10 protein-coding genes and 1 tRNA gene are annotated in these 12,971 nt (G+C 35.5%); 5 read left to right on the forward strand and 6 right to left on the reverse strand.

Annotated features, from left to right (window positions below):
• Nucleotides 1-727: 727 nt before the first annotated feature.
• Entirely contained in the window at nt 728-1,159 is a 432-nt protein-coding gene (gene yajC / locus GO685_RS00745; RefSeq protein ID WP_175937131.1) for a preprotein translocase subunit YajC, read from the forward strand.
• Between the two features lie 27 nt (nt 1,160-1,186).
• Nucleotides 1,187-3,007 carry a glutamine--fructose-6-phosphate transaminase (isomerizing) gene (gene glmS / locus GO685_RS00750; protein WP_175937139.1) on the forward strand — a complete coding sequence of 607 codons (1,821 nt, stop codon included), beginning with the start codon at nt 1,187-1,189 and terminating at the stop codon, nt 3,005-3,007.
• Between the two features lie 664 nt (nt 3,008-3,671).
• On the opposite strand, the gene lon is transcribed toward glmS, so the two are convergent.
• The 5 genes from lon to GO685_RS00775 all read right to left on the reverse strand — a co-directional run bounded on the left by lon (nt 3,672) and on the right by GO685_RS00775 (nt 9,648).
• Nucleotides 3,672-6,131: an endopeptidase La gene (gene lon / locus GO685_RS00755; RefSeq protein ID WP_175937132.1), complete on the reverse strand. Its 2,460-nt coding sequence runs from the start codon at nt 6,129-6,131 to the stop codon at nt 3,672-3,674.
• Nucleotides 6,132-6,152: 21 nt separating this feature from the next.
• Entirely contained in the window at nt 6,153-7,430 is a 1,278-nt protein-coding gene (clpX, locus tag GO685_RS00760; protein ID WP_410543289.1) for an ATP-dependent Clp protease ATP-binding subunit ClpX, read from the reverse strand.
• Nucleotides 7,427-8,053 (reverse strand): ATP-dependent Clp endopeptidase proteolytic subunit ClpP, encoded by a 627-nt coding sequence (clpP, locus tag GO685_RS00765; protein WP_041046354.1) that lies wholly within the window; start codon nt 8,051-8,053, stop codon nt 7,427-7,429. The genes clpX and clpP overlap by 4 nt, the downstream gene beginning before the upstream one ends.
• An 11-nt stretch (nt 8,054-8,064) precedes the next feature.
• Nucleotides 8,065-9,408 carry a trigger factor gene (gene tig / locus GO685_RS00770; protein WP_175937134.1) on the reverse strand — a complete coding sequence of 448 codons (1,344 nt, stop codon included), beginning with the start codon at nt 9,406-9,408 and terminating at the stop codon, nt 8,065-8,067.
• A gap of 158 nt (nt 9,409-9,566) precedes the next feature.
• Nucleotides 9,567-9,648 (reverse strand) — tRNA-Leu (locus GO685_RS00775).
• A gap of 170 nt (nt 9,649-9,818) precedes the next feature.
• On the opposite strand from GO685_RS00775, the gene GO685_RS00780 reads away from it, so the two are divergent.
• Nucleotides 9,819-10,415 (forward strand): BON domain-containing protein, encoded by a 597-nt coding sequence (locus GO685_RS00780; RefSeq protein ID WP_175937135.1) that lies wholly within the window; start codon nt 9,819-9,821, stop codon nt 10,413-10,415.
• A 48-nt stretch (nt 10,416-10,463) separates the two neighbouring features.
• Nucleotides 10,464-11,396: a glutathione synthase gene (gene gshB, locus GO685_RS00785; RefSeq protein ID WP_175937136.1), complete on the forward strand. Its 933-nt coding sequence runs from the start codon at nt 10,464-10,466 to the stop codon at nt 11,394-11,396.
• Here gshB and GO685_RS00790 read toward each other — a convergent pair.
• Nucleotides 11,381-12,412: a UDP-N-acetylglucosamine--N-acetylmuramyl-(pentapeptide) pyrophosphoryl-undecaprenol N-acetylglucosamine transferase gene (locus tag GO685_RS00790; RefSeq protein WP_175937137.1), complete on the reverse strand. Its 1,032-nt coding sequence runs from the start codon at nt 12,410-12,412 to the stop codon at nt 11,381-11,383. The two genes, gshB and GO685_RS00790, sit on opposite strands and share 16 nt — an antisense overlap.
• Nucleotides 12,413-12,504: 92 nt before the next feature.
• Between GO685_RS00790 and GO685_RS00795 the strand changes: the two genes are divergently transcribed.
• Nucleotides 12,505-12,885 (forward strand): hypothetical protein, encoded by a 381-nt coding sequence (locus tag GO685_RS00795; RefSeq protein ID WP_175937138.1) that lies wholly within the window; start codon nt 12,505-12,507, stop codon nt 12,883-12,885.
• The last annotated feature ends 86 nt before the right edge of the window (nt 12,886-12,971 follow it).

The following is a 12,971-nucleotide window of genomic DNA, read 5'->3' on the forward strand; positions in this document are numbered from 1 at the left end:
CATATTCTTTCTTCGGTAGTTAAATAGCCACTTTATAATGAATTTCGTCAGTAACCACTAGATTTTTTAGTTGCCATGCAACAAAGCCATTCCAGCGCCACGCGCTGGAATGATACCCTTCACAGTCTTTTAAACTGCTTTAGCTGTAAGTATTAAGAAATTTACCAAGCGAGAAAAAAAGCAAAAGAAGCTCCGGCCATTGTCTATTTTCAGTATTAGCGTTTTTATGTCTTAAACGCTGCAATTTAGCGACTTTTAAACTACAACAGACCTTAGTTTAATATTAAAAAAATTTACTAAGCAGAAAAAAAGGCAAAAGAAACCTAGAGCAGCTAGTATTCAAATTCTCCTTTGTTCTATTTGACGTTCTATACTGTCTTAAACGACTTATAAGCGCGTTTCAGCTTCTATAGGCAAAAACCTAGAAGTTTTATGAAAACATGGAGTGCACATAGTGCAAAAATTTAAACATGAGACACCAAATACAAAGTTTCCTCTGTCGTTTTAATCTGCAGATTGCGAAGTTAAATGAATAGCTTCAGTTTCATTATAAGGAAACTGGCAAAGGTTGTCAAGTAGTTTTTTTGTTTCTATGGCTAAAAAATCTGAATTCAGCCAGCTACCGCAAAGGTATTGTTTTTTCTCTCATAAACTTGACATGAAGTAATATTGTAGTTAGTAGTTAAACATGTTTACTTAAATTTATCGTTGATAACAAGGATTAAATATGTTCATTTCTGAAGTTTTTGCAGCAGATGCAGCTAGTAATGCATCAAGTGTTGGTGCATCTTTTGCTAATTTTATCCCATTGATTTTAATAGTTGTGGTGTTTTATTTTTTCATTATCCGCCCGCACCACAAAAGATTAAAAGAACTCAGAAAGATGATAGGTCAAGTAAAACGCGGCGATACCGTTACTACTTCTGGTGGAATAATAGGTACAGTCAACAAAGTTGACGAAGCAAATGCACAATTTATAGTAGAAATAGCACCAAAAGTTGAGATAAAAGTCCTAAAGTCTGCTATATCTGAAGTTCTAAACAAAGAGGCTCAAGCCAAACCAACTGAAAAAGGTAAAATTGAGAAAGACGACAAAAAGAATAAAAATCAGCCAGATAAAAGTAAAAAGGGGCAAGACAATAAAAACAAAAGTGCCTGATAACTTTAAAGAAAGGTTCATTTGGTTGTGTGTGGAATACTCGGTGTAGTAAGTAGCGGTGATTCAGTAATACCAACTTTGCTGGCCGGGTTGCAGAAATTGGAATACAGGGGATACGATTCTTCAGGCATAGCAATCATAAACAATGAAGGCAAAATAGAGGTTAAAAAATCAGAAGGTAGAGTCGCAAGGTTATGTGAAGTTGTTGGCAAAAGCAAGATGTCTAGCAGCACAGTTGGCATAGCACATACTCGCTGGGCTACACATGGAGTCCCAGATCTTAAAAATGCTCATCCCATTCATACAAATGATGTTGTTGTTGCCCATAACGGTATAATTGAAAATTACAATTTGCTAAAAAGGGGGCTAGAAGAACGGGGAATGCCGTTTTATACTGACACCGACACAGAGGTCATACCAAACATGTTAACCCTATATCTCAATGGAGGGTTGTCACCTGTTGACTCTCTATTTAAGTGTTTAAGCAACCTACATGGCTCGTTTGCTTTGGTCCTATTGTTTGCAGAATATAGAGATGCTCTATTTATTGCAAAAAGAAATCTACCTTTAGCGGTAGGTTATAACTGCAACACCGTATTTGCCGCATCTGATTCTAACACCTTAAATGCACTAGTGGACAGAATATCATACTTAGAGGATGACGACGTTGCGGTGATAAAATCTAGCGGGGTGAGCATATACAACAATGGTGCACAGGTTAAACGCGGTATAGAAAATAATAATTCAAGCAGCTTTCTAATCAGCAAAAACGGTTACTCTAGCTTCATGCTAAAAGAAATTTTTGAGCAGCCTTGTGCATTAAATAAAACAATAAATCAATTTTATAAAAAGTATACAGGGGTAATATCTGCCAACAAAAAATTATTTTCTAAACTTAGCTACATTACCATAGTTGGGTGCGGGTCGTCTTATTTTGCTGGGCTAATAGCGAAATATTGGCTGGAAAGCATTGCCCAAGTTCGAGTGTATCTGGAAATCTCGTCGGAATTTAGATATAGCAACATTAAGTTGGAGAAGAGAAGTATTGGATTATTCATCTCACAATCTGGCGAAACTGCAGATACCATGGAAGCATTGCGCTATGCAAAATCACAGAAGCAAACAATCATTAGCCTAACTAACACATTCAGCAGCAGCATTGAAAGAATCTCAGACATTGTGTTACATACTCTTGCTGGACCAGAAATTGGTGTTGCTTCAACAAAAACCTTTTCTGCGCAACTTGCAATTTTAGCATGCCTTGCCTTAGAGCTTGCAAAAATAAAAGGTACATTGGATGAAAAGAGAATAAAGCAACTGAGCAATGCTATCAACTCTATTCCAGAATATATTGAGCATGTTTTAAATGCGATGAAGATACAACATATATCAGACAGTATAATAGAGCATAGCAGCATCATTTTAATCGGCAGAGGAAGCTCATATGGAGTTGCAATGGAAGGTGCATTGAAAATAAAGGAACTTTCGTATATTAATACCATCGGTATTGCAGCGGGAGAGATGAAGCACGGTTCGATTGCTTTAATAGATTCATCTGTACTTGTTATAGCAATCATTCCATACGACAATTTATTTTTTAAAACGCTGTCCAACATACAAGAAATTATAGCAAGAAAAGGTAAAGTGATCGCTTTTAGTGACAAGCAAGGAGTGCCGTTCCTAAGAGGGATTTGTAAAGACGTAATACAACTCCCAGACGTTGATAATTTCATCTCTCCAATCATCTACAGTGTTGCCATGCAATTTCTTGCTTACACCACTGCAGTCAAGAAAGGATTGGATGCTGATTGTCCAAGAAATTTAGCTAAGTCTGTTACGGTTGAGTAGTTCATTTACAGTCAGGCACACAACTGTACAAACATTGTAATATGAACATAGTAAACGATGTCATTCCAGTGTCCCTCCTCCTGTCATCCAAGTATCCCCCTTTCTTGTCATCCTAACCCCTATGATGTCATCCAAGTACTCCTTTTCTTGTCATCCCAGTACTTGATACTTGTATCCAGAATACTACTTTAGTAATAAATATTTAAGAAATTTACTAAATGAAAAAAAAAGCAAAAGAAACCCTGGTCAATATCTGTTCAAAAACATTGGCATCTTTTTAGTCTTAAACGCTGCAATCTAGCTGCTTTTAAACCGCAACTAACCTTAGCTTAATGCTTAAGAAATTTACTAAGCAGAAAAAAAGACAAAAGAAATCCCGTGGTAGAAGTTGCTCACTCTCTAATCCTGCAAATTGGCGTACTATACTGTCTTGAATGACTTATAAGCGCGTTTCAGCTTGTATAGGCAAAAACCTAGAAGTCTAGGTGAAATTAATAAAGACATAAGGTGCACATAGTGCAAAAAATTAAACATAAGACGCCAACCGTGATACTTTCGTCGTTTAATCTGCACAGATTGAAGCTAAATGAATAGCTCCAATACTATAATTAAGGGAGTTGGCGAAGGTTGTCAAGTAGTTTTTACCTAAGTGATGCTCAGTATGCTAATGCTTTAGTTTTTCTAAGCCAGAAAAATTATCGTCTTCATTTTTTACAGAGGAAGATGGTGCATTGCTTCCATTATCGCTTTCAATTGGAACAGTAGGCTGTATCAAAGCAATTTTTATAACCTCATCAATGTTCTTGACAAAAACTACGTTGATCTTCTCCTTAATACTTGCTGGGATTTCTTGCATATCCTTCCCATTTTCGCTAGGTATAATCACAGTCTTAATTGATCCCCTGAGTGCTGCGAGTAACTTTTCTCTCAAGCCTCCAATAGCTAAAACTCTACCACGCAGTGTCACTTCACCTGTCATAGCAACACTTTTGTCAACTGGTATGTTTGTCATAAGAGAAACAATGGACGTGCATATTGCACTACCAGCAGAAGGTCCATCCTTTGGTACAGCGCCCTCAGGTAGATGCAAATGTATATCATTGTTTTGAAATTTTTCAGGCTTTATACCAAAGAATAGACAATTTGATCGAATATAACTATACGCAGCCTTTATGGATTCTTGCATAACCTCTCCAAGTTTCCCCGTATATTTTATTTCCCCCTTACCTGGAATCAAAACTGACTCTATCATTAAAATATCACCACCTGTTTCAGTGTAGGCTAGTCCAGTTACTACCCCTACTAAACTCTCATTTTCTGCAATACCAAAGGTATATTTACGCACCCCTAAATAACCTTGTAAATTGTTAACTCCCACACATATTTTCTTATTTTTACCTTCTAATATTTCTTTCACTGCCTTTCTCATGAGCTTTGCAAGCTCCCTTTCCATACTGCGAACACCACTTTCACGTGTATATAAACGTATCAACTCATACAGTGCATCGTTAGTTATACTCCATTCTTTCTGGCGCAAACCATGCTCTTGCTTTAATTTGGGAATTATATGATACTTAGCAATATTAATTTTTTCATCTTCTGTGTAACCAGATAATTGTATAATTTCCATCCTATCATGCAAAGGGTGTGGTAAATTCAAGCTGTTCGCTGTAGCTACAAACATTACACTTGAAAGATCAAACTCAACTTCTAAGTAATGGTCCGTAAAGTGCTTATTGTGTTCAGTATCCAAAACCTCAAGCAACGCAGATGCAGGGTCACCACGCGAATCAGAACCCATCTTATCTATTTCATCAAGTAAAAAAAGTGGGTTGCACGAATTAGCTTTTTTCATGTGTTGAATGACTTTGCCGGGCATTGAGCCAATATAAGTTTTTCTATGGCCACGTATTTCAGATTCATCACGCACACCACCAAGAGCTATGCGAACAAAATCTCTTCCTACTGCCCTTGCCATAGACCTAGCTAAAGAAGTTTTACCAACACCAGGTGGTCCTAATAAGCAAAGTATAGGACCCTTGATCTCTTTTACTCTCTTTAACACTGCCAAAAACTCTATTATTCTATCTTTTACCTTCTCTATACCATAATGATTTTCATCTAAGATTTTTTTAGCTGCATTTAAATTAATTTTAGCATCTTTATATTTTCCCCATGGCAGATCAAGCAACCAATACAGATAATTAGATATAACTGTAGCTTCAGGAGAAATGGGGTTCATTTTCTTATATCTTTTCAACTCAGTTAAAGCTTTCTCCCTTGCTTCCTGAGAAAGCTTTGTTTCTTCTATCTTTTTTTCAAATTCATTTATTACATTTCCTCCTTCTCTATTCTCAAATTCGCCCAATTCTTTCTGTATAGCTTTCAATTGCTCATTGAGATAGTAGGCTTTCTGAGTGCTTTCAACTTGTGATTTAATTGTTTTATATAAACGGTTTTGTGCGTTCAAAATGCTGATTTCTCTCTCAATAAAAGTAAAAGTTTTTCTTAAACGTTCCCCCGGACCATAAGTCTCAAGTATGCTTTGTTTATCTGATGCTTTTATATTCAAATATGAAACTATCGTGTCTACAAGCAGATCAATTTCTTTGATCTGCTCAACGGGATTAACAATAATATCAGGCTGATTTCTCTTGTTCAATTTACACCAGCTATCAAACGCACTTATAACAGATCGCCTTAAAGCTTCCAGATCGACATTATCCTCATCTTCCTCGTATTCATGATAATTATCCAATTCTACTCTAGCCTGTAATAAAGCATGAGAGTCGATATACTCAACAGCTCTTCCTCTGCTGACTCCTTGAATTACAACTTTTACCGCATTATCAGGCAATTTTATCAACGGCTGTACAATATTTGCTAGCACACCTACTTCATAAAGATCTTGTGGCTCTAGGTTGTCAAGAGAGCCATCTTGCTGTGCCACAAGAAAAATCTTATTTTGGTGACTACTATTATTAATTGCATACTCTAATGCATTAATAGATTTTTCTCTGCCTATAAATAAAGGTACCACTACACTTGGAAAAATTACTACATCTCTTAAAGGCAATACCGGCAATGTAGCAAAATTAGAGTCCATAGCATATTCAATGTTCATAATACATGCTCAAGTTAACCATTAACCTCCTGCTACAATGCCACCCTTGTTGCCACGATTGATTACTACTTTTCCTGATTCCACCATTTCCTTAGTAACTACTATTGTACTACCTTCAAAACCCCCGTTTCCAACTGTATACATAACATCAAGCAAAAGTGACTCTAAAATAGCACGTAACATTCTTGCACCTGTTTTATAACTCATAGCTTTTTCAGCAATAGCTGATACTGCGTTATCTGAAAATTCAAGATTTACTTTGCTAAACGCAAGTAATGCTTTGTATTGTTTTATTAGTGCATTCCTTGGCTCTATCAGTACATGTACTAAATCTTCGTGATCTAACTCATCTAAAACAGCAGTTATTGGAACACGCCCTACGAACTCCGGTATCAGCCCGAATTTAATTAAATCTTCGGGTTGAACATCACGTAAAGTATTTTTTTTCCTTTGCTCTTTAGATTGACTGATATCTGCTCCAAAGCCAACTGATGTTCCTTTCTTTCTTGCTTCAATGATCTTATCTAAACTTTCAAAAGCTCCCCCACAAATAAACAGTATATTATTAGTATCGACTTGTACAAATTCCTGTTGCGGGTGTTTCCGTCCTCCCTGTGGAGGAACGTAAGCAACTGTGCCTTCCATAATCTTAAGTAGAGCTTGCTGGACTCCTTCGCCTGAAACGTCACGTGTTATCGAAGTACCCTCAGATTTCCTTGTGATTTTATCTATTTCATCTATAAACACTATACCACGTTGTGCCTTTGCAACATCATAATCTGCTGCTTGCAATAGACGCGATAACACGCTTTCCACATCATCACCTACATAACCTGCTTCAGTCAAAGTTGTTGCATCAGCCATCGCGAACGGCACATCTGAAACTTTAGCGAGTGTTTTGGCTAGCAAGGTTTTACCAGAACCAGTAGGACCAATGAGCATTACATTCGATTTTTCGATTTCAACATCGCTTATAGAGTGAAATTGTGCCATAGACTGACAATGGTTATACATCGCTACAGACAAAACATGTTGTGCATGTTCTTGACCAACAACATGCTTACTAAGAAAATTTTTTATATCTTCAGGTTTTTTTAGTAGTAACTTCACATCAGACATATAATTTGAATTAAATGCCCCACTTTTCTTTTGGCTTATTGCTCTGTGAGATAACTTTATGCACTCATTGCAAATAAACACTTTCAAACTGTCTGAAGAATTAGTAATTAACTTATCTACTTCGTTTTGTGCCTTGTTGCAAAAAGAACAGTAGTGTAAATCATCATTGTTATCCATCAATTCACCTTTTGTCCAACTCTAATACTTTCAATCTTAATATCTTTACGCTCAGCTATCACTCTGTCAACCAAGCCAATTTTCCTTGCTTCTTCAGGATCCATGAATTTATCTCTTTCCATCATTCTTTCAATTTGCTTCAGTGAACTTCCAGTATGCTTTTCATAAATCTGATTTAGTTTTTTCTTAATTCGCAAAATTTCATTAGCATGTATTTCTATATCAGTTGCCTGACCCTGATAACCACCAGATGGCTGATGTATCATAATTCTTGAATGAGGTAGAGAGTAACGCTTACCTTCCGTGCCAGCTGCAAGCAATAGAGAGCCCATAGATGCAGCCTGACCTATACACAAAGTTGAAACATCTGGTTTTATATACTGCATTGTATCATAGATCGACAAACCAGCAGTTACAACGCCACCTGGAGAGTTAATATACATATAAATGTCTTTATCGGGGTTTTCCGATTCTAAAAATAAAAGCTGTGCTACTATTACGCTGGCCATGTTGTCCTCAATAGGACCAGTTACAAAAATTATTCTTTCCTTCACTAACCTCGAATATATGTCATAGGCACGTTCACCACGACTAGTTTGCTCAATTACAATTGGTATAAGAGTCATACCTTTTCCTACTAAATATTATCAAATAATTCCTTTAACCCTTTCACAGAAACAATCTGCTTTTCTTTATTGACTTTTTCTATTATATAATTTGTAACTTTATGCTCAAGAGCTTGCCCTCTAACTAACTCCTGAAATTGCCTGTTTGAGCTAAAATGTTTTAATACTCTATTAAACGGTACATCTTCATTGACATACTGATTCAGAATAACATTTAAAACATCATTTTGAGTTAATGATATTTCATGTTCTGTACTGAACTTCATAAATAACATTGCAAGCTTTACTCGTCTTTCAGCTTCTTTACAAGAGTCATCTTTAGAGTTCAACTCTTTTTCTACTCTCTGCTGTTCCTGTTTTACTACGTCTGTAGGCAAATCAAAGCTGTAACTAGCATCCAAACAATCAAATAGTTCCTTCTTAATTAAGAGGTCTACCATTTCTTTACACTGGTCATCAATTACTTCTTTTGCATGATTTATTAGCGAAGAATAATCTTCAAAACCAATCCTCCTAGCTACTTCATCATCACTGCCAAAATCTTCTGCAATCTCAATATCATTAACTCGGACAGAAAAAGCAGCCTCTTGTCCCGCAAGAGAAATTACCTGGTAATCTTCAGGAAACCTCAACTTAAAGCTTTTTGTTTCTCCTTTTTTCACGCCAATTAATTGATCTTCAAAACCATTGATAAACTTGCCGGATCCTAAATTAACAACAAAATTTTTGCCACTTCCACCGTGAAAGAGTTTGTTTCTAATCCGCCCTTCAAAGTCAATTATCAGTTTATCCCCATTTTTTGCTTGATAAGAATCATCATCAACAGAGATAAGATTAGGAAATTTTGTTTTTATAGAATCAATAAATTCTTTTATGTCTCCCTTTTCGATTTTTGCCTCAATTTTCTTCAAATTTATTTTATCAAGATCTATTGTTGGCACTTCTGGCATTGACTCAAAAGACAGCTTGTACACAAAATCGCCTTTCTCATCCTTTTTATCCAGATCTGGTAATGATATAATATCAACCTTAGGATGAATGTGAGACTTAACTTCAATTTTTTTCATTAAATCACTTGAGCAATAGTCAATTGTATTACTCACTACATATTCCAAAGCCTCACTTTTATAATTCGTAACAACAAGATCATAAGGCGTCTTTCCGGATCTAAATCCAGGCAATTTTGCATTCTTCGCTATCTCTTGTAATCTAGAATTCATCTTTTGTTCTATATAATCACTACTAACTGTGATTTCATACTCATGCTTTAGTTTATCTACACTAAACTTCTTATAGGTATACATATTACTTGATGTATCTACTTCGACTGCATTTTGAGGTATGTTACTAGACATTATAACCCATTTATCAATGTTTTAATTTATATTTTTATAAAGTCATTTTACCAGAATCTCGGTGAAATACAATCCTTAAGAACAAGTTTTTACACAAACATTAGAGTGTATTTAGTAATTATAAATCTTTTTTTAAAATCCAAGTACATGATTTTGAGTGCGGATAGAGGGACTTGAACCCCCACGAGCAAGCTCACCAGGACCTAAACCTGGCACGTCTACCAATTCCGCCATATCCGCAAGAATTTTTCAGTAATTTATAGCTAACACAAACTATCCCTATCATTTCATTATAAGTACCGTCTTAAAAATACTCAAGGTCTAAAGTCTTATTTAATTTATAGTATTTACACAATCAAAAAAGCTTATTAACATTTCTTAATGAAAATTCTAAACTCTGAAAATCAATAATGAGACTAATAACAAGCTTCTTACTTGAAATTTTTCTGATTACACAGAGTGGCTGTACACCACTTATAATAGGTAGCGTAGTGACTACAGCAACGGCAACAGCAATAACAACACAAGATAAATCTTTGGGAAATATTGTTGATGATACAACTATGGTAATCAGAATCAATAAGGGACTCCTAAAGCACGGACTATTTTCATCTATAAAAGTTAAAGTAAGCGAAGGAAGAGTATTGCTCATTGGAAACGTTGATACCCCTGAAAAGCAACTCACAGCAGAGAAAATAGCTTGGCAACAAAAAGAAGTTAAAGAAGTAATAAATGAAATAAGAGTAACACCAATGCAAACAACTTCCATGCTTGACACTACCGTAGACGGTATGATAACGGCGGAAATAAGAACAAGACTTTTAGGGAAAAGAAATATCAAATCAATTAATTATAGCGTTAATACGGTTGATAGAGTTGTTTATTTGATGGGTATAGCTCAAAATAAAGCGGAACTAAAAGCTGTAATAGCAATTGCAAGAAAAGTAAAAGGGGTAAAACAAGTTGTGAGTTATGTACGATATAGACACAGCAAATTACGCAATTAATGGAAATTTAGTTCCCAGTTACAATTTTATATCAAAGGTGATGTGCAAATGAGAGTAGCTTTTCAAATGGATGAGAATATAAACTTTGAAACTGACACCACATTTGCATTAATAAAGGAGGCACAAAGGAGGGAGCACGAAGTTTTCTTCTATGTCCCTAACAATTTAGCACTAAAGTTAAATCAGCCAATCGCTCTTGCTCAGAAAGTCAGCGTTGACGATTTTAGTTTCATCTCTAAAAAAGATGTAACCATCAACTTGAGTGAAATGGATATCATATTTATCAGACAAGATCCACCCTTTGATGTGCGTTATATTACAACCACCTATATTTTAGAAAAAACTAGCGCATTGGTAATTAATAATCCAACGGAGATAAGAAACTGTCCCGAAAAACTAATTACTTCACTGTTTCCAGAACTAACTCCACCAACTTTAATTACTGAAAATATATCGATGATTAGAGATTTTTACCATGATTACAGAGATATTATCCTGAAACCATTGTATAGCTATGGAGGAAACGATGTAATAAGAACACAAGATGAAAACAGTATTCAAGTAGTAGTTGAACTCATGATTGCAAAATATGAGTGTCCTGTGATTGCACAAGCATTTTGCAAAAACATAGATAAAGATAAAAGAATACTGTTACTCGATGGCCAACCAATTGGAATAATGAAACGAGTTCCAAGAGATGGAGAGATCAGAACAAACTTGCGGCTCGGAGCGAGCTTTGAACCTGCTCAGATGAACGACAGAGACAATGAAATATGCAATAAAATTGGCCCTGAATTAAAGAAAAGAGGGCTAACATTTGTTGGTATTGACATTATAGGCAACTTTCTTCTCGAAATTAACACAACTTCACCCACGGGAGTAGTTTACATCAACAAATTATATAATACATTGCTAGAAAAAAGTCTTTGGGATACATTCGAAGAAAAAGCAAGCAGCCATATCCGTCAGCTAAATTTTTGAGATATTACCTTAATAAATTCAGTAACCCCATTCCTTATTTTTGTTCTCTTAGTATTACTAGCCATATCATGCAATTTTTGACAATTTTGTAATAGATCAACTAGCAACTCTCTTAAAATTTTTTTCACTTCACTGTTTTGCTCAACTGTTACAGCCGCCCTTGAATCTTCAATATATTTTGCGTTATAAAATTGATGACTATCTTTTGAGTGAGGATAAGGAAGATATATAGCAGGGCGCTCAGCAAGAGTGATTTCCGCTATCGAGGTTGCTCCTGCTCTGCTAATTACCAAATGAGCACTTACCAACCTATTTTCCATATCGTCAAAAAACTCACTTAATTCACAACCGATTCTTTCACTCTCATATAGGCCCCTAACTCTGTCCATATTTTTCTTTGTGCATTGCTGCGTTACTCTAATCTTCCTTTTCATTTCAGTAGGCAGACTACAAATCACGTCACTCACTATATCATCAAAAAAATTTGCACCTTGACTACCTGCTATTATTAATATACTTAAGATTTTCTCAGCGCAAGAATAACCTTGCGCCTTTATATTAACGAAATTCCCTGTAAAAATACACTTACTATTTCTCGCATATTTAGTCTCTGGAAAGCTAGTTGCAATTAATTTTGCACTTTTGGAAAAGAATCTGTTTACCTTCCCTAAAACTGTATTTTGTTCATGCAAAATTATAGGTATAGAGAGAATCTTTGCTGCAAGAAGAGTTGGAAAAGAAGCATAGCTACCAAAACCAATGACTAGCTTTGGTTTCAATTTTCTTATTTGATACAGTGCTAACACACAACTACATATCAAAAAAAGAAAAAACTTAAATTTATTGCTGCTTGGCTTACATAACGGCAGGGTATAACTCTCCATATCAGTATTTTTATCTGTTTTTTTATCAGTAAATAATGTGCTATTATATCCTTGTATCTTTAGTGCTCTTGCTAAGGTTATAGCTGGAAAAATGTGTCCACCTGTACCGCCTGTTGCTAGAATGATATCCATCTGTGTATAGCAAATTGATACTAGATTATTAACCATTACTTAACAATTTGCACGTAAAATTTTACTAAGCTTTATATGGTAGGGAATCAAAAATGTCTAAAAATAACAGCAAAAAAGAATCTAACGTGAAAAATAAGCCTCAAGAACAAGGAGAAGGCAAAAGCGGAGGTTTTGTAGGACTGTTAAAAGATATAATAAAAGCTCTCTTCAATTCGGTCGTTGATCTACCTCAGCAAGAGCAATGTAAAAATTATAATCAGCAAGAAGGTAAAGATATGAGTACTGAAACAACAGTCAAGCAAAGGGGTAAAAAAAATCCAGAGGATCTTGATCAAAAGCAATTGGAAGAAGCAGCTAAAGGGTTAAAAGAAAGGTTACAGAAATCTGGTGCTGGTAATCAACCTGTCGGAATTGAAGTACCCAGTCAAGCTACAACTCAAGATGTTGATGATGTCAAAGCAATGGAACGCTAGTCTCTGTGAACAAAATTTTAGAGAAGCCATATGAGAGAACCAACGAAGTTTAAAAAACCCATAAAAACCTCAGCAGTCTTGTCAAA

This window comes from Wolbachia endosymbiont of Madathamugadia hiepei, assembly GCF_013366855.1.
In the GTDB taxonomy this organism is placed as follows: Bacteria; Pseudomonadota; Alphaproteobacteria; order Rickettsiales; family Anaplasmataceae; genus Wolbachia.